The sequence below is a fragment of the Streptomyces sp. V3I8 genome (assembly GCF_030817535.1).
Taxonomy (GTDB): Bacteria; Actinomycetota; Actinomycetes; order Streptomycetales; family Streptomycetaceae; genus Streptomyces.
Genome location: NZ_JAUSZL010000002.1, coordinates 190,187 through 212,208, shown reverse-complemented (window position 1 = coordinate 212,208; position 22,022 = coordinate 190,187). Strand labels below are relative to the sequence as shown.

Here is a 22,022-nt window from a genome sequence, read left to right as displayed (position 1 = left end):
TGGGCACGTTCCCATCGGCATTTGGGAACGTACCCACCGGACAAATCGGGTCTTACGGAGCGGACCGTAGGACTCGAACTCCGGTGCGTCAGCGCCGCCGCTAGGAGGACGAAATGGGCAAGGTCCGAAGGATGTCGCGTACACGAGCCGTGGCCGCCGTATCGGTTGTGTCGGCTCTCGGTCTGGTCGTGGGCTGTGGCAGCAGTGACGGCGGGGGGACCGGCGGGGGGAAGAAGGACGGCAAGGTCACCATCACCATGGGGCTCTTCGGCGTCATGGGGTTCAAGGAGACCGGGCTGCTCGACAAGTACATGAAGGAACACCCCGACGTCGTCATCAAGGCGGACGTCGCGGGCGACGAGCAGACCTACTACACCGCCCTGCAGACCCACCTCGCGGCCGGCAGCGGACTCAAGGACATCCAGGGCATAGAGATCGGCCGGGCCAAGGAACTGTCCGACACGCAGCAGGACAAGTTCGTCGACCTGGCCGGCGCGGCCGGGACGGACCACTTCCTGCCGTGGAAGCAGAGCCAGGTCACCACCGAGGACAAGAAGGTCATCGGCCTGGGCACCGACATCGGCCCGATGGCGGTCTGTTACCGCAAGGACCTGTTCGAGCAGGCGGGTCTGCCCACCGACCGCGACGAGGTCGCCAAGCTGTGGGAGGGCGACTGGTCGAAGTACGTGGACGCGGGCAAGAAGTTCAAGCAGAAGTCCAAGGCCGACAAGGTCGCCTTCATGGACAGCTCCAGCGGCCTGTTCAACGCCATGATCTACGGCGACTCCCAGCAGTTCTACGACAAGCAGGGTGAGCTCATCTACGGGACCAACCCCGTCGTCAAGAACGCGTGGAAGCTGGCCTCCGAGGCGGCCACGTCCGATCTGACCGCCAAGCTCCGCCAGTTCCAGCCCGGCTGGGACCCCGGTCTGGCGAACAGCACCTTCGCCACCACCGTCTGCCCCGCGTGGATGCTCGCGCACATCAGTGAGAAGGCGGGCCCGGCGAACAAGGGCAAGTGGGACGTCGCCAAGGCCCCGAAGGGCGCCAACTGGGGCGGCTCGTTCCTCGGGGTGATGGAGAAGAGCCCCGTCAAGAAGGAGGCCCAGGAGCTCGTCGCCTGGCTCACCGCGCCCGAGCAGCAGGCCTACCTCTTCGAGAAGATCGGCAACTTCCCCTCCTCGCAGAAGGCGCTGGAGATGCCCGAAGTCGTCGACGCCAAGTCCGACTACTTCGCGGGCGCCCCCATCGGACAGATCTTCGGGGACGCGGCCAAGGAGATCCCCGACGAGCAGGTGCTCGGCCGCAAGGACGGCACCATCAAGGACATCTTCTCGCAGGGCCTGACGCTGATCGAAGCGCAGAACAAGACGCCGGACGAGGCCTGGAAGACCACGGACAAGCGCATCGAGAAGGCTGCCGGCTGACCTCGGGCCAGGCCTGGGCCTCAGCCCCGACGGCTGACGCCCGACACCCGACGACCAGCCCCCGACGTCCGCCTCCGCAGCCGCCCGGCGACCCGCTCACCATCCGTGCGGGCCGCCGGGCCCCTGCCGGCCCCGCCCCTTCACCCTCCAGGAAGGACGCCTTCCGGTGGCCATCTCCACCTCGACATCCCCAGACGGTGCGCCCGCCGCCGCCCCGCCGGACGGGACCGGCACCGGCGCGGAGCGCCAGCGCCGCCGCACGCTGCTGCACCGGCTCGACCTGCACGGCGCCCCGTACGCCTTCGTCGCCCCGTTCTTCGTCGTCTTCGCCGCCTTCAGCTTCTACCCGCTGATCTACACCTCGTGGATCTCCCTGCACCGCGTGGAACTGTCCACCCTGAACGTCATGGAGTGGGTCGGCTTCGACAACTACACGGCCCTGTGGGAGGACGACCGCTTCTGGAACGCGCTGCTCAACACCATCACCATCGGCGTGCTGTCGACCGTGCCGCAGCTGATGATGGCGCTCGGACTCGCGCACCTGCTCAACTACCAGCTGCGCGGCTCCACGTTCTTCCGCGTCGCCGCCCTGACGCCGTACGCCACGTCGGTGGGCGCCGCGGCCCTCGTCTTCACGATGCTCTTCGAGCGCGACTTCGGCATGATCAACTGGATGCTGAGCCTGGTCGGCATCGACAACATCGACTTCGAGAACAACAAGTGGGCCGCGCAGACGGCCATCTCCACGATCGTCATCTGGCGCTGGACCGGCTACAACGCCCTGCTCTACCTCGCCGCGATGCAGGCCATCCCGCGTGACCGCTACGAAGCCGCGGCCATCGACGGCGCCTCGCGCTGGCAGCAGTTCCTGAAGGTCACCGTCCCCGGCATCCGCGCCACCATCGTGTTCACCATCGTCCTGTCCACGATCGGCGCCACCCAGCTCTTCGGTGAACCCCTGATCTTCGGCCAGGGCCCGAACGGCATCACCGGGGGAGCGGACAACCAGTACCAGACGCTGGGACTGCTGCTGTACGAGGAGGGCTGGAAGAACTACCAGATGGGCCGGGCCGCCACGGTCGCCTGGGCGATGTTCCTGCTGCTCATCGTCGTGTTCGCCGTCCAGCAAGTCGTCAAGCGCGTCCTGGCGCGCAGGGCCTGACCGGGAGATCCTCATGACCACAGACAGCATCCCGGTCCGGACGGCGGACGCACGCCCCGGGACCGCACAGAAGAAGCCGGGCAAGGGCACCGCGCCCCGCGGCCGCAACCGCATGCTGTTCCGGCACCCGGGCGCCGGACGCCAGCACCACGCGGGTCCCGTCGCCTACATCCTGCTGGGGATCGCGGCGTTGTTCTCGCTCTTCCCGCTGTACTGGACGATGGTGGCGGCGTCGACCGACAACACGCGCGTGACCCAGACGCCCCCGCCGTTCCTGCCCGGACCGCACCTCCTGGACAACCTCGGCAAGGCCTGGCAGGACGCCGCGCTCGGCAAGGCCATGCTCAACAGCCTGATCGTGGCCGGCGTGATCGCCCTGTCCACCGTGCTGTTCGCCACCCTCGCCGGCTTCGCCTTCGCGAAACTGCGCTTCAAGGGCCGCAACGTCCTGCTCATGCTGGTGATCGGCACGATGCTGGTACCGCCGCAGCTCGGCGTCGTACCGCTGTTCATGATGATGACGGAGCTGGGCTGGGGCCAGAAGCTGCCCGCCGTCATCTTCCCCACGCTCGTCAGCGCCGTCGGCGTGTTCTTCATGCGGCAGTACCTCACCGAGGCGCTGCCCGACGAACTCATCGAGGCGGGCCGGGTGGACGGTGCGCACTCCCTGCGCATCTTCTGGAGCATCGTCCTGCCGATCGCCCGGCCGCCCATGGCCGTGCTGTTCATGATCACGTTCGTGCACGCCTGGAACGACTTCTTCTGGCCGTTCATCGTGCTCGACATGACCAACCCGACGGTGCCCGTCGCCCTCACCCAGCTCAGCGCGGGATATGTGCGCGACCAGTCGCTGATCATGGCGGGCGCCCTGCTCGGCACGCTCCCGCTGCTCGCCATGTTCATCGTCTTCGGCCGTCAGATCGTCGGCGGCATCATGCAGGGAGCGGTCAAGGGATGAGCGGCCCGCCGCCCTCCGTCTCCCGTGGCCCTCCCGCGCCCCGGACCCCGCTACGCCCCTCCCGTCCCGCAGTACCTCTGGAAGGACTCCCGTGACCACCGTTACCCGACGCGTCGCGCCCGCCCCGGAAAACACCACCGCCGTCCGTTTCCCGCCGGGGTTCACCTGGGGCACGGCGACCGCCGCGTACCAGATCGAGGGCGCCGCCCGCGAGGACGGCCGCACCCCCTCGATCTGGGACACCTACTCGCACACACCCGGCAGGGTGCGCAACGGCGACACCGGAGACGTGGCCACCGACCACTACCACCGCTGGCGCGAGGACGTCGAGATCATGGCGGACCTCGGGGTGAGCGCCTACCGGTTCTCGCTGTCGTGGCCGCGGGTGCAGCCGACCGGCCGCGGCCCGGCCGTCCAGAAGGGGCTCGACTTCTACCGGGCCCTCACCGACGCACTGCTGGAGAAGGGCATCGAACCGGTCGTCACGCTCTACCACTGGGACCTGCCCCAGGACCTGGAGGACGCGGGCGGCTGGCCGGAGCGCGTCACCACCGACCGGTTCGCCGACTACGCGACGCTGGCGGCCCGCGCGCTGGGGGACCGGGTGAAGACCTGGACCACCCTCAACGAGCCCTGGTGCAGCGCCTTTCTCGGATACGGCTCCGGTGTGCACGCCCCCGGCCGCACCGACCCGGTGGCGGCCCTGCGCGCGGCGCACCACCTCAACCTCGCCCACGGCAAGGCCGTTCAGGCGCTGCGGGCCGAACTGCCCTCCTACGCCCGGGCGTCCATCACGCTCAACATCCACCACGTCCGCGCGCTGACCGAGGCGGCCGAGGACCTGGACGCGGCGCGCCGGATCGACGCGCTGGCCAACCGCGTCTTCACCGGTCCGCAGCTGGAGGGCGCGTACCCGCAGGACCTCATCGAGGACACGGCCGGCCTGACCGACTGGTCCTTCGTGCAGGACGGCGACGTCGCCACGATCCACCAGCCGCTGGACTTCCTGGGCGTCAACTACTACACGCCCACCGTCGTCTCGGCCGCCACCGACGGGGCGAGCCACGGCTCCGACGGCCACGGGGCCAGCGAGCACAGCCCCTGGCCGGGCGCCGACCACGTCGCCTTCCACCGTCCCGAGGGCAGCACCACCGCGATGGGCTGGGCGGTCGATCCCAGCGGTCTGTACGACCTGCTGACGCGGCTGAAGGCGGACTTCCCCGCGATGCCCCTGATGATCACCGAGAACGGGGCCGCCTTCGACGACTACGTCAACCCGGAGGGCGAGGTGGCCGACCCGGACCGCATCGCCTATCTGCGGGGTCACCTGGCGGCCGTGCAGCGGGCGATCGTGGCCGGCGTCGACGTGCGGGGCTACTTCCTGTGGTCCCTGCTGGACAACTTCGAGTGGGGCTACGGCTACAGCAAGCGCTTCGGCGCCGTCTACGTCGACTACCCGACCGGCCGGCGCATCCCCAAGGCCAGCGCACGGTGGTACGCGGGCGTGGCCCGCACCGGCACGCTCCCGGACGGGGGCGCCGAGCAGCGGTGAGTCCGCCGTGACGTGCGACGTCAGCGGTGTGCCCCGGCGCGCAGGCCGTCGATGATGACGGTGAGCATACGGCGGCCGCGTTCCGGGCACGCGGGTCCGCCGTCGTTCCTCCACAGGCAGGACCCCAGGAGCATGACCTCGTCCGCCGCGGCGTCCGGCCGCACCTGCCGTGCCTCCTTCCCCGCGCGGAGCAGCAGCTCCAACGCGGCGACGAGCGGCGGGTGGTGGCGGCCGGGACGGGTGGCGGCGTCCACGGCCAGGGACGCTCCGTGCGCGCCGTCCGCGTCCGCGGCGAGGCGCTCGAACCAGAGCCGGAGCGCCTCCAGCGGCTCGTGCCCCGACAACAGGCGCGCGGCGGCGGCGACGAGCGCCGCCAGCTCCTCCTCGTAGACGGCCAGGAGCAGGGCCTCGCGGTCGGGGAAGTGCCGGTACATCGTTCCCTGGCCGACACCGGCCGCCTTCGCGACGGCCTGCAGGCTCGCCGAGCGGTCGCCGGCGAAGACGGCGCGTCCGGCCTCGATGATGCGGGCGCGGTTCTCCCGGGCGTCCGATCGGGGAGCACGTCCAGAGGGTCGCATCCGCGTCCGCCTGCCTTCCGTCCGGTCCGTGACCCGCCTTCAGGGGGCGCGTCCCCACACGCCGGGGTCCGCACGGAGGGAACCCTGTGATCACGTCACCGGCGCCGCCATTCTGCTCCACTTGTTGGCCGTATGACAAGTTTGTTGTACGGTTCGGCCCATGACCACCGCCACCCGCCGTACGCAGAAGCAGCGCCGTGAAGAGGCCGAAGCGGCGCTGCTCGGTGCCGCCGCCGAACTGGTCGACGAGCAGGGGGTACGCGCACTGACGCTGGCCCGGGTGGGGGAGCGGGCCGGCTACAGCCGCGGGCTCGTGACGCACTACTTCGGGTCGAAGCAGACCTTGATCGAACGCCTGGCGCACGCGGCCCAGGCCGGATTCGTGCCCGGACTGGACGGCCTGCCCCCGGGGCTGGACCGGCTCCTGCGGCTGATCGACGGTTACGTCGCGGGACTGGGCCGTATGGGACTGCTGAACAGGGTCTTCCTCAAACTGTGGACCGAGGCCGCCACGGCGCCCGAACTGGCCCAGGTCTTCCGCCGGCGCACCGAGGCGTTCCACGACGACCTGTGCGAGGACCTCACTGCCGGAATCGCCGACGGCACGATCCGCGCCGACGTGACACCCCGCCTGACCGCGATCGCCCTCGTCGCGCAGCTCCGCGGGATCGGCATGCAGCGGCTGGTGGATCCCGAGCGCGTCGACACGGAACTGCTGCGGAGCCAGGTCACCGGGCACTGGTCCCGGGCGCTGACGCGGACCTGACCGTCTTCCGGGCCCGGTGGGAGCCGGGCCGACGGGGAAGGGACCGGCAGGGGAGGGGTTGGCAGGTTACGGAACCTTGACCCATTCCAGCGTACGTTCCACGGCTCTCTTCCAGCCGGCGTAGCCCTCCGCCCGTCGCTCCTCGGACCATTGGGGCTGCCAGCGCTTCGACTCCTGCCAGTGCGTGCGCAGTTCGTCGGTGTCCTGCCAGAAGCCGGTGGCCAGCCCCGCCGCGTAGGCGGCCCCGAGCGCGGTCGTCTCGGCGACCACGGGACGGCTCACGGGGACGCCCAGGACGTCGGCCTGGATCTGCATGCAGAGGTCGTTGGCGGTGACTCCGCCGTCGACCTTGAGCACGTCGAGGTGGACCCCGGAGTCCTGTTCCATGGCCTCCACGACGTCACGGCTCTGGTAGCAGATGGCTTCCAGGGTCGCCCGCGCCAGGTGCGCGTTGTCGTTGTAGCGGGCCAGCCCGACGATCGCCCCGCGGGCGTCGGAGCGCCAGTACGGCGCGAACAGCCCGGAGAAGGCCGGGACGAAGTACATGCCGCCGTTGTCCTCGACGGTACGGGCCAGCTCCTCGCTCTCGGCGGCGGTCTTGATGATCCTCATCTGGTCGCGCAGCCACTGCACGGCCGAACCGGTCACCGCGATGGACCCCTCGAGCGCGTACACCACGGGCTCGTCGCCGAACTTGTACGCCACCGTGGTGAGCAGACCGTGCTGCGAGCGGACCAACTCGGTACCGGTGTTGAGCAGGAGGAAGTTGCCCGTGCCGTAGGTGTTCTTGGCCTCACCGGGCGCGAAGCAGACCTGTCCGACGGTCGCCGCCTGCTGGTCGCCGAGCACGCCCCCGATGGGGACGGCGGCGCGCAGCGGCCGCGAGGTGCGGGTGACGCCGTACGCCTGCGCGTGCGACGAGGGTTTGATGGCCGGCAGCATGGCCCGGGGGATGCCGAAGAAGCCCAGCAGCTCGTCGTCCCAGTCGAGGGTCTCCAGGTCCATCAGCATGGTGCGGCTGGCGTTGGTCACGTCGGTGGCGTGGATGCCGCCGTCCGGGCCGCCCGTGAGGTTCCACAGGACCCAGGCGTCCGTGTTGCCGAACAGGGCGTGGCCCCGCTCCGCGGCCTCGCGCACCCCGTCGACGTTCTCCAGGATCCACTGGACCTTGCCCGCGGAGAAGTACGTGGCCGGTGGCAGCCCGGCCTTGCGGCGGATGACGTCACCGCGGCCCGAGCGTTCCAGGGCCGCGGCGATCGCGTCGGTACGGGTGTCCTGCCACACGATGGCGTTGTAGTACGGGCGGCCGTCGCGCGGGTCCCAGACGACCGTGGTCTCGCGCTGGTTGGTGATGCCGATCGCGTGCAGGTCGGCCGCCGACAGGCCGCCGTAGCGCAGGGCGTTCTGCATCACCGAGTTGGTGCGTTCCCAGATCTCCACCGGGTCGTGCTCCACCCAGCCCGAGCGCGGCAGGATCTGGGCGTGCTCCAGCTGGTGCTTGGCCACCTCGTTGCCGGTGTGGTCGAAGATCATGAATCGGGTGCTGGTGGTGCCCTGGTCCACCGCGCCGATGAAGTCCGCCATGGTTCGCCGCCTCCGGCCGTCGTGGTCGGTCCGTGCCCTTGTGTTCTTGTGCCTGTGTTCTTGTGCCGCCGTGCTCCTGCGGTCAGTCCTCCGGTGCGGGCACGCGTCCCGGCGGCTCGGTCCCCGCCGAGGGCAGGAAGCGGCCGATGAAGACCTTGTACAGGCCCGCGCCGAGCAGGCCGCCGATCAGCGGGCCGATGATGGGCACCCAGAAGTAGAGGTTCCCGTACTGGTCCCGCCACGCTCCGCCGTAACCGGTGAAGAAGCTGGCCAGGCGCGGTCCGAAGTCCCGGGCCGGATTGATGGCGTACCCCGCGTTCGTCCCCCAGGCCATGCCGATGGCCACCACGACCAGGCCGATGACGAACGGCGCCAGGTTCGCGCCCGGCGGTGTGTTCAGCAGGTCCGTGATGGCCATGATCAGCAGGAGCAGGATGGCCGTGCCGATGACCTGGTCGCGGAAGGCGCCCCACTCGTGGACCGGGAGAGCGGGGTTGCCGTTGCCCGGCAGCGTGGAGAACACGCCCTGGGTCTTGAGGGTGTGCCCCGGGTCGGCCTTCGCCAGCGCCTCGCTGTAGTTCCAGCGGACGAGGAGCGCGGCCACGAAGGCGCCGGCCGTCTGGGCCAGTGCGTACGGGGCCACCTTGCGCCACGGGAATCCCTTGAACGCGGCGAGTGCGACGGTCACCGCGGGATTGAGATGGGCGCCGCTCAGCCTCGCCGCCACGTAGACACCCAGGGTGACACCCAGCCCCCACGCCCAGGAGATGCTGTCGTGGTCGCCGAGACCGCCCGCCGGATCCGTCAGGGCGCCACCCGCGGACACCTGCGCCACCACACCGCAGCCGAAGAGGATCAGAATCAGCGTGCCCGCGAACTCGGCCGACAACTCGCCGACCATACCGGACCGAATGCGCCGCTCAGCCATGGAAGCTCACCCTCCGCCGGCGTTACCGGCCGTCGACCGCTCCAGCGATATCTGTCAGGCTAGGGCGGTTCACGGGAAAGTGCATTTCATGACTTGACGGACCTGCCGCACTCGCTGTGCGCTCCGTGGCCGGGGCCGGCGGCGGGAACGGCCGCCTGTCCCGGTGGCGACGTAGCCGATCCCGAGCGGTCCTGTCACCGTTTCGCGTGCAACTTCCCTGTATGTCGGGGGAGTGCGTCAAGTCAATATGATGCGCACGGTCGCACATGCCTCACGGCGGGGCCTTCGAGCGCTCCGGCCGACGGGGACACCGTGGGGTGGCAGTTCGGTCGGCCCGGCCTGGTGTCGGGGGCCGCACCGTTCGCACTGGTAGCCGTGGTGGCCGCGCTCAGCGTCCTGGTGCCGGACGGTGACGTGCCCTCCTGGCCGGAGTACGTCTCCAGCGTCGTGCTCCTGTTCCTATGTGCGGGAACCTTCCTCCTGCCATGGCGACGGCTGCCGGCGTGGACCCCGGTTCTGGTGCCGCTGATCTGGTCGGTGCTGTTCCACCGCCGGTGGGCGCCGGCATACGTGGTGGTGGCGGTGGTCACCGTCCAGCTGGTGTCGTCCGTCGCCCAGGCCGTGCCCGGTGACGTGGTCCTCAGGCGCGTGCTGCTCTGGAGCGCCCTCAGTGGACTGATCACCGTGGCCGCGCATGGTCTGCGGGACCGTATCGCCGCCGATCTCGGCGAGAGCATCGTGCGCAGGATCTTCGAAGCCGGGCTGGATCTGCACGGCACGGCCGCGATGATCGGCGAGGGGTCGGCGCAGCGGCGGCTGATGCGGGGAGTGGCCGAGCTGGACGCGGTCATCAGGGCGCTACGGGAGAGTGTGTTCGACGTGAGTGACGAGGTCGACGCGGCGACCGACGCCTGTGCCGCCGAGGGGCCCGGTCCCGACGGGCGTTGACCGGCGCCGTCCCTCCCGTGAGCAGGCCGCAGGCCGCCGGTGGGAGGCCGCCGGCCTCAGAGGGTTGCCGCGTGGTCGGGTACGTAGGTCTGCAGCTCGCGCGGTGGCCGCTCGTAGCCGGTCGAGGGCGGGCGCGCCGGCAGCTCCAGCACGGGTGGCGGTACGTCGTGGTAGGGGAGCGAACCCAGCAGGTGGGCGATCATGTTGAGACGGGCCCGCCGCTTGTCGTCGCTCTCGACGACGAACCACGGCGCCTCGGGAATGTCCGTGTGGACGAACATCTCGTCCTTGGCCCGTGAGTACGCCTCCCAGTGGGTGATCGACTCCAGGTCCATCGGGGAGAGTTTCCAGCGCCGCACCGGATCCTCGAGCCGGCGCCGGAACCGCTCCTGCTGCACGGCGTCACTCACCGAGAACCAGTACTTGCGCAGCACGATCCCGTCCTCCACCAGCATCCGCTCGAAGACGGGGCACTGGCGCAGGAAGCGCTGGTACTCCTCTTTCGTGCAGAAGCCCATGACGTGCTCGACACCGGCCCGGTTGTACCAGCTGCGGTCGAACAGCACGATCTCGCCGGCCGCGGGGAGGTGTTCGGCGTAGCGCTGGAAGTACCACTGGGTGCTCTGGCGTTCGGTGGGCCTGGGCAGGGCCGCGATCCGGGCGACGCGCGGGTTGAGGTGCTCGGCGACCCGCTTGATGGTGCCGCCCTTGCCCGCGGCGTCGCGCCCCTCGAAGACGACGACGAGCCGGGCACCCTCCGCCCGTACCCATTCCTGAAGTTTCACCAACTCCGTCTGCAGGCGCAGCAATTCGCGCTCGTACGGTGTGCGCGGCAACTTCGCCGCCGCCTTCTTGTCGGCCATGCCGCCTCCACCCGCCGGGTCGAACGCCGAACGCCAGGACAGCACCGTACTGACCGTTCGGAGGATCGCGCACCCCGGGGAACCGCACGGGCGCCCCGGCCCGGCCGGTTCCGCTGCGGGGTCCACGACCGGTCCTACGTGATACGCCGCTCCATCCGCTCGTACCGGCCGTACCGGCCGTACCGGCATGCCGCGAACAGGCCGGCCCGCAGCAGCCGTCGGGCGGTCTCTCCCGCTTGCAGCGTCTCGCCGTGGACGTACGGCGCCCCCGCGCGTGCGGCCTCCGAGCGGGCCACGGCGGACAGGACCTCACCGGTCCGTCCGGAGCCGCCGAACTGGAAGCCGAGCTGGGTGGCGTAGCACCTCGCCGCGGCGGTCTTGGCCGTCAGGACGGCACCGATGTCGGCCGTCAGCTCGGCCGCCGCTCCGGCCTCGTCCCGGTCCGCCGCCCGGACCGCCGCCCGGGCGATGTAGGGGACGTCGCGCCACCGGCCGACCCGCGCGTACGGCACGGTGGCGGCGACGGCGCGGGCGGTGAGCAGGTGGTCGACGTGGTCCCCGATCCCCAGGGGTGCGAGCACCAGGTCGGCCGCTGCCAGGTGGGGGGCCAGCAGCCGCGGCAGCTCCGTCCCGGCCGGGTCGTCGGGGTGCGGGGGCGTGAACAGTTCCGGCGCGCTGCCGTACCCGCGGTGCGGGGCCTCGGGCAACGGCAGGTGCACCGGGGCCGACGTGCCCAGTGCCCGCTGGGCGGCGCGGTCCTCGGCGCGGCGCAGCGCCATGTAGTCGACGTCGGCCGCAAGTCCCTTGTCGAGCTGGGTCGACAGGGCGAAGGGGCCGGGGTCGTCGACCGACGCGGTGAAGCAGGTGACGACCCGCACCCGCCAGCCGGCCCGGGCCAGCAGCGCCAGGATCCCGCCTGCGGAGAAGACCGCGTCGTCCAGGTGCGGGCTGACGGCCACGGCGGTGGGGACGTCCGGCGCGGGCGGGGGCGCGTTCACAGCAGGTGGGGCTCGTAGCGGAACCGGCAGGACAGGTCCACGGGGGGCGGCGCGGTCCGCTCCGCGGCACCCGCCGTGATCTGTGCCGAGACCTGCTCGGCGACCTGTTCCGCGGTTCGCACCGTGGCGGCGGCCCCCATGGTCCGGTGCACGGCGGGCACCGCGATCCGCGCCGCGGCCGGCCGCGCGCCGGGCTCCGCGACCCGGCCGTCGGACCCGCCGCTCCCGCGACCGGGCAGCCCGGTTGCGTCGTGCCGAGCCCGCCCGGTCCCGTCAACCGGAGCCGTCCCGGTCCGGTCGGCCGGAGTCTGCCCGGTCCCGCGGACCGGAGCCTGCTCGGTTCCACCGGCCGGAGCCTGTCCTGTCCCGCCGACCGGAGCCGGTTCGGGTCCGTCGGCCGGAGCCGTCCCGGTCGGGGCGGCCTTCGTCGCCCATGCGGCGCACACCTGCTCGTACACGGCGCCGATGCGCGCGGCGGCCACCGGCCAGGACCACCGGGCCACCACCTGCCGCAGGGCGGTCTCCGCCAGCCGGTGCCGCAACTGCGTGTCGTCGAGCATCCGGCCGACGGCCGCGGCCAGCGCGTGCGGATCGTGCGGCGGCACCAGCAGCCCGTTGACGCCGTCCCGTACGCAGTCCACCACCCCGACCGTGTCGGTGGACACCACCGGCAGCCCGGTCGCCATCGCCTCCAGGATGGTGTTGGAGAAGCCCTCGGCCCAGGTGGGGCTCACGAAGACGTCGCCCCTGCGGTAGACCTCGGGGGCGTCGTGGTAGCCGGTCGGGCCCAGTACCTCCACCGCGTCGGCCAGGTCGGCCCGCCGGGCCCGGCGCCGCAGCCGGTCCAGGTCGGGTCCGGCACCGGAGACCAGCAGCCGCAGCCGCCTGCCCTCGGCGAGCAGCAGCCCTACCGCCTCCAGCAGGTCCAGCACGCCCTTCCGTACGTCGATCCGGCCGTGGTACAGCAGCACCGGCGGATCACCGGCCGTACCCGGGCGGCGGCCGGGCACAGGACGGAAGCGGTCGGTGTCGGTGGCTCCGGGGACCACCGTGAAGCGCTCGGCCGGCACCCCGTGGCGGGCGGCGACCTCGGCCCGGAAGGAGGGCGAGCCGATCAGCAGGGCCGGGGTGTCCCGCAGCACGCGGCGGATCGCCGCGCGGTGGGTGGTGCAGCAGGTGCCGACCCAGTGGCCGTCGCCACCCTGGATGGAGACCACGGCCGGGACGCCGAGCCGGTCGGAGGCGTCCAGCACGGCCAGCCCCGGCGGATATCCGTACTGCGCGTGCAGCACGTCGAGCGGTTCGCTCGCGTGCAGGCCGGCGATCGTGTCGGACAGCGCGGCCACGTCGGCCTCGAAGTCCGCGGGCAGCCCGGCTCCGACGGCCTGCTCGCCCAGGGACTCCATCGCGACCAGACGCACGCCGTCGGGGACCCGTTCGGGCGGGGGAGGGCCGCCGCCGTAGACCGCGCGGCCCTGCCGGTCGCCGCGGTACTGGGACACCAGGACGACCTCGTGTCCCACCGCGGTCAGGGACCGCAGCAGGTTCTCCGCGTAGGCGCTCATGCCCGACACGGCCGGCCAGTAGCGGCGTGAGACGAAGCAGATCCTCATCGCGCGACCTCCGATGCGGCCACGCCGTGCGGGACGGACGTGCCGGAAGAAATGGAAGGGATGGGAGGGACGGATGCGGAGGGCATGCCGGACGGCGGGGCGGAGGCGCCCGGGACCGTGTCCTGGGCGCCGTCCGCCCAGGTGCGCTCGGCGTGTCGCATCGCCTCCAGCGCGGCGGGCACCAGCGTGTCGGCGCGGTGCGCGTCGCGTGACAGCTCCAGGCTCACCAGACCGCCGTACCGCACGGTGCGCAGCGCGCCCAGGACGGCGGGCAGATCCATGTCGCCCTCGCCCGGCGCGCGGTGCTCGTGCCGGCCGCGGGGCATGTCCTCCACGGCGACCGCACCGAGGTCCCCGGCGTGCCGCCGTACCGCCTGATGCGGTGTCAGTTCGCCGGTGACCAGGCAGTGTCCGGTGTCCAGGGCCAGCCGCAGGCCCGGAGCGAGGGCCGCCAGCCGGGACCAGTGCGCGCAGTCCTCCACGAGCATGCCCGGCTCGGGCTCGAAGGCCGCCGGCACACCCCGCTCGGCCGCGTACGCCACGACGGCGCGCACCCCCTCGGCCAGGTGGTCCCAGGCCGCCGCGCCGGGGGAGGTGTCGGTGCCCGGCGCCGGTACGCCGGCCCAGAACGAGACCGCCTCGCTGCCCAGGTCGGCGGCGATGTCCACGCACCGGCGCAGGAACGACAGCCGGCGGGCCCGCCCGGCCGGGTCGGCGGTGACCAGGGTCGGCTCGTGCTTGCGCCGCGGGTCCAGCAGGAAACGCGCCCCGGTCTCCACGGTGCTGCCCAGACCCAGCCGCTCCAGACGCCGGGCCAGCGCGGCGGTGCGGGACACCAGGTCCGGTGCGAACGGGTCGTGGTGGGCCACGTCCACGGTGAGCGCGACCCCGTCGTACCCGGTGTCGGCCAGCAGCGACAGCGCGTCGTCCAGCCGGTGCGAGGTCATGCCGTTGGTGTTGTAGGCATAGCGCAGGCCGTCGGCGGAGGTGGTCATCGCACGGCCCCCGTCCCCGTTCCCGCTGTCATTCCCGCCGCCGTACGGGCCACCGCGTGGCGGTCCGGTTCGCGGTAGAGGGGATACAGCTCCCCCACCGTCCTGCGGGCGGCGTCGACGTCGAACCAGGCCGGGCCGCCCAGCCGTTCGCGGCCCTCGGCGGTCAGGTGCACCGGCCGTGCCCCGGAGTGCGGGACAGGACCCACCCCGGCCAGCGGATGTCCGCGCTCGACCAGCCGCCGCACACCGCGTTCCCCGATCCGCGCGTACGACATCGTCTCCACCTCCATGCCGGGGACGAGCACCTTGACCGCGTGGGCCCCGGGCCCGCCCGTCGAGACCACCAGGACGTCGAAGTCCGCCAGCCGCAGCAGCAGGTCGTCGAGGAGAGCGGCGGGGTCGTCCAGCGAGCCGGCCGGCACGGTCGGCAGGGACGAGAACGGCACGGTGGAGCGCCGGGACAACACGGTGGGCTCCAGCAGCTTCCGCAGGCGTACGGCGTCCATGGCGGCCCACGCCGTCATCTCCCGCAGCGCCCGGGGTTCCTGCGCCGCCAGGGGGACGGACATCTCGCGCTCCAGGTAGCCGGGCGGGGCGATCCGGGCGACCTCGGTCAACGGGCCGTGCGAGAAGGTCTTGCGCGCCCGGGAGGACATGTACTCCGTGAGCGCCTTGCGCAGCGCGACCTCCCGGTCCGGGTGGGCGGCCTCGCCGCACGCGGTGAGCGTCAGCGGTGTCGAGGATCCCTCCGGGCCACCAGGGGCGTCCGTGCCGACGACGTGGACGTCGGCCAGACCGAAGCGGGTGGCGGCGAGCTTGGGCAGCACCTCGACCCCGGCGTCCCGCAGCCGGTCGAGCAGGGAGAGCGTGACCGGATCGGTCACCGCGTCCAGGCCGATGACCACGCCCTCGTCCATGGCCCGGTGCGCGGTGGCGTTGCCGTCGCGCTGCAGGATCTCCAGGAGCGCGTGGGACACGGCACGCTCGAAGGTGTCGCCGGCGCCCAGCCCGTTGGTGATCGGCGTGGTCAGCCGGCCACCGGGCGGCGGGTCGCCGGGCAGGTCGGAACCGCAGGTCGCGGCGGACTCGGCGGGCACCAGCACCTCCTCACCGGTACGCAGCCGGCGCGCGGGCACCCAGTCCAGAGGGCGCTCGGGGCCGTAGTCGGCGCCCGCGGGCAGGACGAGTTCCACCGGGTCGGCGACCCGGTCCCGGCCGCGTTCGCGCACCAGCTCCGCGTAGGAGGCGCGACGGCGGCCGGTGCGGGCCAGGTGCCGGGCCAATAGGACGGTCTCGGTGAGCTCGCCGTAGGCACCGACGCGGGCCTGGTCGGGATCCGCCCCGTATCCGTAGGCGCCCTTGCGGACACCGGCCGCGTCCAGGTGGTCGGCCGCGACGACCGGCAGACCGGTGCGGTCGGCGGCGCCGATGTCGAAGTCCTGCTGCTCACCGGGGGCGAGCGCGGCGCGGTAGGCCTCCACCACCGGATGTTCCGTGGCGGGGTCCGTCGTGGGGGTCATCGTCCGGCTCCCAACGGTAGGGCGGCCGTACTGGGCCGGCCGGTCAACTGGTGGTCGAACAGGCGCAGCACGTCCGCGGTGGTCACGGGGGCGGCGAACTCGAAGGGCGTGGCCACCGCTTCGAAGTCCAGGCCGGCGATCACCCGCCGGTAGTGGCGCACCTCGTCGTGGGAGAGCGGGATCCGGGCGTGGTAGGCCTTGTGGCAGGACAGGGCGCGGGGCACGGTGCCTGCCAGGTCGACCTTGAGGGTGTCGCCGCAGAACAGGATTCCGCGGCGCGCGTCGTGCAGCACGCAGTGGCCGGGGAAGTGACCGCCGGTGCGGTGGACGGTCAGGCCGGGCGCCAGTTCCAGGCGCTCGTCCACCGGCCAGGTCACCCGGAAGGCCTTCGTCCAGGTCAGGTCCTGTACGCCGACGGCCACCACCGGCGGCTCGAAGTGCTGTTGCAGCTGCCACAGCGCTCCGTAGCCGTGGACGTGGCTCGCGCCGAGCCGGGTGATGCCGCCGAGCCGCTCGATCTCGGCGAGCGCGTCGCGCGAGTAGTGGGGAGCCGCCTCCCAGGCGACGTTGCCGCCCTCGGCCTCGATCAGCCAGCCCGTCGAACCCAGTCCGAAGGACGGAACGGTACGGAACCCGGTGACGCCAGGCACGGGCCGGTCCCAGTCGGCGGCCAGCAGGTCCCCGACCGCCTTCTCCTCACGGAAGTCCCAGCCCTCCTCCGGCAGCGCGTTGCGCACGTCGCAGCAGACCGGGCAGGCGGGCGGGGGACCGAACCACCGTTGCCAGTGGCCGCAGTTGGCGCACGCGTACAGGGTGAGGGTCATCGTCGGCCTTCCTCGACGGTGGACGGGCCCGGTGCCCGTGCCGGCGCGGACACATGTGCCGGTGCGCGTGCCGGCACGTGTTCCGGTGCAGTCGTCGGCGCGGACGAGGGGGTCGCGCGGGACAGTGCCTCCAGCAGCAGGCGGTGCAGCGCCAGGTCGCGCCGCAGCGGCCACGGCCAGGCACGCTCCACCGGGGTGCCGCCCCGCACCGCGGCCACGGCCGCGGAGAACTCCCGCACCTGCTCGGCGAACGGGGACACACGGGTGTCGAAGGGCACCGGCACGCCTTCCCCCGTACGCGCGTCGATGTGCAGCAGCATTCCCCCGGCGTCCTGGCCGAGGGTGTCCGTCGCGGTCAGCTGCCCGCGGGTGCCGACCACTTCGAGGCGCCGCCGGGGCAGGGTGTCGGGCGTGTTGTACGCCAGGTGCAGGGTGGCCAGTACGCCGCCGCCGGTCCGGCCGGCCAGGACGGCGCCGTCGTCGACCGGGTACGGGTGCACCCGGTGCTGCACCAGCGCGGTCAGCTCCGCCACGTCGTCCCCGCCGAGCAGCACACCCACCAGGTCGAGACCGTGCGGCGCCAGGTCGAGCGCCGCCCCGCCGCCCGCCCGCGCCGGATCGGCACGCCAGTTGTCGTACGGCCGGCCGTCCGGCGACCAGGCGGGCGGCAGCCAGCAGCAGTAGGTGATGCGCACCGCGGTGACGGTGCCCAGCACCCCGGAGGCCACGGCGTCGCGCACGGCCCGGTGGGCGGGGTGGAAGCGCTGGTCGAAGGCGGTCGCCGCGAGGGTGCCCGCCCGCCGGCAGGCCGCGACCAGCCGCTCGGCCTCGCCGAGGTCGGCGGCCAGCGGCTTCTCGCACAGCACCGCAGCGCCCGCCGCGGCCGCCGCCTCGACCGCGGAGCGGTGGGCGTGGTTGGGCGTCGCGACGTACACGGCGTCGGGCCGGTAGGCGGCCAGCAGCTCGGCGAGACCGGCGGAGGTCCGGACGCCGGGGGCACGGCCCGCCAGCAGGGCGGCGGCCGCGGGATCGACGTCGGTCACGGCGACGAGCCGCGGTACGGGGCCGTCCGCGCGGCCGGCGCCACCGGCGTCGCTCGGCCCGCCCCCAGGGCCCGCGTCGCGCACACCGCTTCGACCGCGCACACCGCTTCGACCGCGCACGCCGCTTCGATCGCTCACGCCGCTCACGCCGCTCGTGTCGTGCGTGTCGCTCCGGTCACCCGCGCTGTCCGCCCCGCGTGTCCCGCCCGGACCGTCGGCGCGGTCCGCGTCGCGCGTGCCGCGCGGAACGTCCGGGCCGCCGGCGGGGCCGCCCCGGCTGCTGATCCTGCCTGCGCCGGTCGCGTCGACGACGCCGTACGGAGCGCCTGCGCGCCGCGAACCGCCCGTACCGCCCTTGCCGCTGGAGCCGCTCTCGTCACGGGGGCCGCCCGCGCTCGCCGTGCCCGTGGCGTCGCGCGGGCCGTGCGGTCCTCGCGCACCGTCCGCGGTGCTCGCGGCGGCCTCCAGCAGCCCCGGCAGGAAGTGGTCCCGGGCCACCCAGCCGCAGCCGGCGACCGCCCACCGGCACTCGGCCGGGGCGGCGGCCCACCCGTCGGCGTTCACCATCGCTCCGGGAGGTCCAGCAGCACCCGACACCGGGCGAGAGCGGTCACCTCGCACGTCAGGCGTCCGGCCCGCGCGTCGGCGAGCAGGCCGGGGGAGAGGTCGACGCGGTCGGGCAGGTAGGCGGCGGCGCCCGGCCCGTACTCGTCCCGCCACCGGTCGCCCGGCCAGCGCAGCACCCCGTCGTGGTAGAGCGGGTTGGGCCGCAGGGGCCGCCCGGGGACCGGACGGTCGGGTGCGAAGGGGCCGTACCCGGCGGGCGGCGGCGGGGTGGCGACCAGGGCGACGGCCTCGCTGCCGGCCAGCTCCGCGGCCGTGCGCGGCTGCGGCACGCGCTGCTCCAGCAAGGCGCGTGTCAGGTCCGCGTCGTCGTAGCACAGGGCCCCGGGCAGCAGCGACCGCCAGCCGTCCGGGTCCAGCGGCAGCCCGGAAACGGGCCCGGGGACCAGGGAGTTGTGGCAGTGGCCGAGGACGACGCCGCCACCGGCGGCGTACTCCACGGCACGACGGACCACCTCCGCCTTGTGCGGCAGGAAGTACAGCGCGTCGTGGCAGGCCACATAGGCCGGGCGGCCCGGCGGCGGCAGCGGCCAGGGCGCGGTGACGTCCGCGCACACCAGCCGGGCCCGGGGCGCGACGAAGTGCCGGGCCAGCCACAGCTTGGCGAAGACCACGTCGACGCCGGTCAGGTCCCGGTGCCCGCGCAGTTCCAGCTGGCGCAGCAAGTGGCCTGCGCCGCACGCCAGTTCCAGCACCGGCAACGCCGCCGGCCCCGAGCCCGGGGAGTGGCGCGCCGTCAGGGCCAGCACGGCCAGCCAGGTCGGATCGCTCCACCGGTGCAGGAAGTAGTCGCCGACCCTGCCCATGCCCAGCAACGAGACGGCCTCGCGCAGACAGGCCGCCCGCAACGCGCCGCGCAGTGTGCCGGGGGAGGGGACGGGACCGTCCCACCAGTCGTCGGCGTCGGCCAGCAGGACGAGCGCGGCGCTGTCCGGATCGCCCTCCTCGATGCCGCGCACGGCCCGTTCGCGCAACTCCTCGCGACCGGTACGCAGCCAGGGGATGCCGGCCACGACGGGCCAGCGCCGCTCCCCGTCGGTGAGGAGCCCGGGACCGCAGGAACGCAGCGGGGCCCCGTTGCCGGGACTGATCAGTCCGGACGCGACCGGCGCCGGCGAGCGCCCGGCCGCCGTACGCCCCGCCGCGGCCTTCACGCCGCCTCCGCCGCGTCCAGCACGGCCCGGTGGAAGCCTGACACCGCGCAGGGGTGTACCAGGTCAAGGTCGTCCAGCGCCTGTTCGGCGGTGAAGGCGGCGGCCCGTGCGTGATGGCGTACCTGCAGCACGCGGTCGAGGACGTCGGCGGCGTGGAACGCCCGCGCGACCGGTGCCTCGGCGGCCTCCCGCAGGGCGAGCAGTGAGCCGAGGCGCGCGGCGAGGGGGCCGGGCAGCACGGCGAGCTGCTCCTGCGTCAGGCGTGCGACCACGGCGGGCAGGTGCCCGCCGAGCAGTTCCTCCCCGCTGAAACCGGCGTCGGGCAGCACGGCGTTGTGCAGGTGGTGCCCCAGACCGAGCAGGAAGACGTCACCGGGCTCGGCGCCGAACGCCTCGGCCAGCAGCACCCCGTAGACCGCCACCGCCCAGCAGTGGTCGCCGTGGCTCTCGGGCGGTTCCACCATCAGCCGGGGCCGCCCCGGGCAGGTGGCACCCGCGCGGGGCTGGGCGCACAGGGCCGCGGCGAACTCCGGGACCGGGACCTCGCAGGCCCCGCACGGGTCCTGCGTCAGGCTCTGCAGCGCCGCGCTCAGGAGGGCGGACGTCCGCGGACCCAGGCCGTCCGCGTGCTGTGCGACCGAGCGCCCCAGTACGGCCGCCGCCTCGTCCGCCGTGAGCCCGCACCTGCGCAGCACGGGTCCGTCGACCCCGGCCAGACGGGCTCCGGCGACGGCGGCCGCACCCGCGCGCACGGCCACGTCGTGGGGATCCGCGCCGTGCGCCAGCTCCGCCCACGACCGGCGGAAGGCACGCTCGGCCGCCGACGCACCGCTGTCGGCTCCGTCCGTACCGCCACCGTCGGCGGTACGGACCCGCTTGAGGTCACCGATCTCGCGCAGCAGGGGGAGGGCCGCCCGCAGGGCGTCGCGCGGCACCTCCACGACATCCTGCCGTGACGGGCGGGGAGCGGTCTGCGTCATGAGCGCCCACTCCACCCGACCGGGTCGGCGCCGACCCGGTCCGTGCCTACCTGGTCCGTGCCGACCCGGTCCGTGCCGTCGAGCCAGTCCAGCAGGACCTGTTCCTGGCGGTGGAGGGCGTGCTCCGGGGCCTTGCCGTCGGCGGTCATGGGGGCCTTGAAGAAGTACCCGAACTGCTCCTGCACCCCGCGCTCACCGCGGCGGCGCGCCTCGGCCAGCAGCCGGACCAGGTCCAGCACCAGCGGAGCGGCCAGGACGGAGTCCCGGCACAGGAAGTCGATCTTCATCTGCATACGGCGGCCGAGGAAGCCCACGAGGTCGATGTTGTCCCAGGCCTCCTTCTCGTCGCCGCGCGGCCGGTAGTACTCGATGCGGACCTTGTGGTCCTCCACCGGGTACCCGAGCACCTCGTCCAGCACCGACTCCTTGGTGGCCGTCTTGCTGGCCAGCGAGTCGGGGTCCTCCAGCGCCTGTCCGTCGCGGTTGCCCAGCAGGTTGGTGGAGTACCAGCCCTCCACGCGCAGGGCCCGCGAGCGCAGGGCGGGGGCGAGCACCGTCTTGACCATGGTCTGCCCGGTCTTGCCGTCCTTGCCGGCGACCGGCACGCCCTGCCGCTCGGCCAGCAGGGTCAGCGCGGGCACGCCGGCGCCGGAGCTCGGGGTGAAGTTCAGATACGCCATGCCCTCCCGCAGGGCCGCGTAGGCGTAGAGCATGGAAGGCGTGACCGCCTCGTCGCCGGTGTCCAGTGCCGCCTCGAACGCCTCGACGGAGGCGAGGGCGGGCGACGCCGGGTCGGGCAGCCGCTCGGTGGACGCCAGGTTGACCACGACCACCTCGTCCAGGTCCTGGTCGTCCCGGAAACGCCGCAGGTCCTCCCGGATGCGCTCGGTCCGTTCCCGCAGGCCGTCGATGGCGACGACGTTGGCGCCGGTGACCGCGCGGCAGTAGTCGGAGTCGGCCACGGCGGGCCACGGCCGCAGCCGCTGGAGCTGACCGGCGACGGCCTCGATCTGCGCGGGTTCGAGGACCCGGTGCAGATGGGCGGCCTTGGCCAGGTCGTCGGCCGACACGTCCCAGCCGCCGAACACCATCGCCTCGTAGGGCACCAGGTCCGTGCGGGCCGCGAGCGGCAGCCCGTCCTGGCCGCAGACGCCGAGCTTGAGCAGTTCCACCCCGGCCACGGCGGTGGTGGCCACCGCTCCGCCCAGGCCGACGACCGCGGCGCCCAGCCGGCCGGCCGGGGCTCCTGCTCGTCCGTGCCGGGGAGCCCGTGCCTCGATCGGTCCGCTCATTGCTCTCTCCGTTCGACTCGCCCGCTGGACACGGCCGGTCCCCGAGGTCGGGACGGGGGACGGCCGGCAGTCCTTCGCGGTCCGCAGAAGCGGTCGTTCGCGCGGCGGTACGAGCCGCGGCGGTGACGCCCTTCAGACTCCGTGCCACCCCGCGACCACGCATCCGCGAGAAGTCGCTCGAATTCGAACGTTTCGTTCCGCCCACGGGCCCCC

General features: G+C 73.1%; 19 protein-coding genes. 6 read left to right on the top strand and 13 right to left on the bottom strand.

Annotated elements, in window-relative coordinates:
* Positions 1 to 131 precede the first annotated feature (131 nt).
* From QFZ75_RS01105 to QFZ75_RS01090, 4 genes are all read left to right on the top strand, one after another.
* Complete coding sequence (locus tag QFZ75_RS01105; protein ID WP_373465791.1) at positions 132 to 1,427, top strand: extracellular solute-binding protein; 1,296 nt, start codon at positions 132 to 134, stop codon at positions 1,425 to 1,427.
* Between the two features lie 166 nt (positions 1,428 to 1,593).
* The gene (locus QFZ75_RS01100) at positions 1,594 to 2,589 is read left to right on the top strand and encodes a carbohydrate ABC transporter permease (protein ID WP_307533344.1); all 996 of its coding nucleotides are present in this window, start codon (positions 1,594 to 1,596) and stop codon (positions 2,587 to 2,589) included.
* Positions 2,590 to 2,602: 13 nt separating this feature from the next.
* Entirely contained in the window at positions 2,603 to 3,547 is a 945-nt protein-coding gene (locus QFZ75_RS01095) for a carbohydrate ABC transporter permease (RefSeq protein ID WP_307533342.1), read from the top strand.
* Positions 3,548 to 3,638: 91 nt separating this feature from the next.
* Complete coding sequence (locus QFZ75_RS01090) at positions 3,639 to 5,099, top strand: GH1 family beta-glucosidase (RefSeq protein ID WP_307533341.1); 1,461 nt, start codon at positions 3,639 to 3,641, stop codon at positions 5,097 to 5,099.
* A gap of 20 nt (positions 5,100 to 5,119) precedes the next feature.
* Here QFZ75_RS01090 and QFZ75_RS01085 read toward each other — a convergent pair whose 3' ends face one another.
* Entirely contained in the window at positions 5,120 to 5,677 is a 558-nt protein-coding gene (locus tag QFZ75_RS01085; protein ID WP_307533339.1) for a TetR/AcrR family transcriptional regulator, read from the bottom strand.
* Positions 5,678 to 5,837: 160 nt separating this feature from the next.
* Here QFZ75_RS01085 and QFZ75_RS01080 point away from each other — a divergent pair, with 160 nt between their 5' ends.
* On the top strand, positions 5,838 to 6,443 hold the full coding sequence (locus QFZ75_RS01080; RefSeq protein WP_307533337.1) for a TetR/AcrR family transcriptional regulator: 606 nt from the start codon (positions 5,838 to 5,840) through the stop codon (positions 6,441 to 6,443).
* Between the two features lie 66 nt (positions 6,444 to 6,509).
* Here QFZ75_RS01080 and glpK read toward each other — a convergent pair whose 3' ends face one another.
* Positions 6,510 to 8,027 (bottom strand): glycerol kinase GlpK, encoded by a 1,518-nt coding sequence (gene glpK, locus QFZ75_RS01075; protein ID WP_307533335.1) that lies wholly within the window; start codon positions 8,025 to 8,027, stop codon positions 6,510 to 6,512.
* An 82-nt stretch (positions 8,028 to 8,109) separates the two neighbouring features.
* Positions 8,110 to 8,955 carry an MIP/aquaporin family protein gene (locus QFZ75_RS01070; RefSeq protein ID WP_307533334.1) on the bottom strand — a complete coding sequence of 282 codons (846 nt, stop codon included), beginning with the start codon at positions 8,953 to 8,955 and terminating at the stop codon, positions 8,110 to 8,112.
* A gap of 312 nt (positions 8,956 to 9,267) precedes the next feature.
* Between QFZ75_RS01070 and QFZ75_RS01065 the strand changes: the two genes are divergently transcribed.
* Positions 9,268 to 9,903: a hypothetical protein gene (locus tag QFZ75_RS01065; RefSeq protein WP_307533333.1), complete on the top strand. Its 636-nt coding sequence runs from the start codon at positions 9,268 to 9,270 to the stop codon at positions 9,901 to 9,903.
* A gap of 56 nt (positions 9,904 to 9,959) precedes the next feature.
* Here QFZ75_RS01065 and ppk2 read toward each other — a convergent pair whose 3' ends face one another.
* The 10 genes from ppk2 to QFZ75_RS01015 all read right to left on the bottom strand — a co-directional run bounded on the left by ppk2 (position 9,960) and on the right by QFZ75_RS01015 (position 21,809).
* Positions 9,960 to 10,766: a polyphosphate kinase 2 gene (gene ppk2, locus QFZ75_RS01060; RefSeq protein WP_307533331.1), complete on the bottom strand. Its 807-nt coding sequence runs from the start codon at positions 10,764 to 10,766 to the stop codon at positions 9,960 to 9,962.
* A gap of 134 nt (positions 10,767 to 10,900) precedes the next feature.
* Positions 10,901 to 11,764, bottom strand: a complete 864-nt coding sequence (locus tag QFZ75_RS01055) for a PIG-L deacetylase family protein (protein ID WP_307533329.1) — start codon at positions 11,762 to 11,764, stop codon at positions 10,901 to 10,903.
* Complete coding sequence (locus tag QFZ75_RS01050; RefSeq protein WP_307533327.1) at positions 11,761 to 13,377, bottom strand: glycosyltransferase; 1,617 nt, start codon at positions 13,375 to 13,377, stop codon at positions 11,761 to 11,763. Before QFZ75_RS01050 ends, QFZ75_RS01055 begins: the two co-directional genes overlap by 4 nt.
* Positions 13,374 to 14,372, bottom strand: a complete 999-nt coding sequence (locus QFZ75_RS01045; protein ID WP_307533325.1) for a sugar phosphate isomerase/epimerase — start codon at positions 14,370 to 14,372, stop codon at positions 13,374 to 13,376. The genes QFZ75_RS01050 and QFZ75_RS01045 overlap by 4 nt, the downstream gene beginning before the upstream one ends.
* Entirely contained in the window at positions 14,369 to 15,892 is a 1,524-nt protein-coding gene (locus QFZ75_RS01040) for a YcaO-like family protein (protein WP_307533324.1), read from the bottom strand. Before QFZ75_RS01040 ends, QFZ75_RS01045 begins: the two co-directional genes overlap by 4 nt.
* Positions 15,889 to 16,716: an MBL fold metallo-hydrolase gene (locus QFZ75_RS01035; protein WP_307533322.1), complete on the bottom strand. Its 828-nt coding sequence runs from the start codon at positions 16,714 to 16,716 to the stop codon at positions 15,889 to 15,891. Before QFZ75_RS01035 ends, QFZ75_RS01040 begins: the two co-directional genes overlap by 4 nt.
* Positions 16,713 to 18,326 carry a Gfo/Idh/MocA family oxidoreductase gene (locus tag QFZ75_RS01030; RefSeq protein ID WP_307533320.1) on the bottom strand — a complete coding sequence of 538 codons (1,614 nt, stop codon included), beginning with the start codon at positions 18,324 to 18,326 and terminating at the stop codon, positions 16,713 to 16,715. Before QFZ75_RS01030 ends, QFZ75_RS01035 begins: the two co-directional genes overlap by 4 nt.
* The gene (locus tag QFZ75_RS01025) at positions 18,320 to 19,537 is read right to left on the bottom strand and encodes a trans-aconitate 2-methyltransferase (protein WP_307533319.1); all 1,218 of its coding nucleotides are present in this window, start codon (positions 19,535 to 19,537) and stop codon (positions 18,320 to 18,322) included. Before QFZ75_RS01025 ends, QFZ75_RS01030 begins: the two co-directional genes overlap by 7 nt.
* Entirely contained in the window at positions 19,534 to 20,517 is a 984-nt protein-coding gene (locus QFZ75_RS01020; RefSeq protein ID WP_307533317.1) for a hypothetical protein, read from the bottom strand. The genes QFZ75_RS01025 and QFZ75_RS01020 overlap by 4 nt, the downstream gene beginning before the upstream one ends.
* Complete coding sequence (locus QFZ75_RS01015; RefSeq protein ID WP_307533315.1) at positions 20,514 to 21,809, bottom strand: inositol-3-phosphate synthase; 1,296 nt, start codon at positions 21,807 to 21,809, stop codon at positions 20,514 to 20,516. Before QFZ75_RS01015 ends, QFZ75_RS01020 begins: the two co-directional genes overlap by 4 nt.
* Positions 21,810 to 22,022 lie beyond the last annotated feature (213 nt).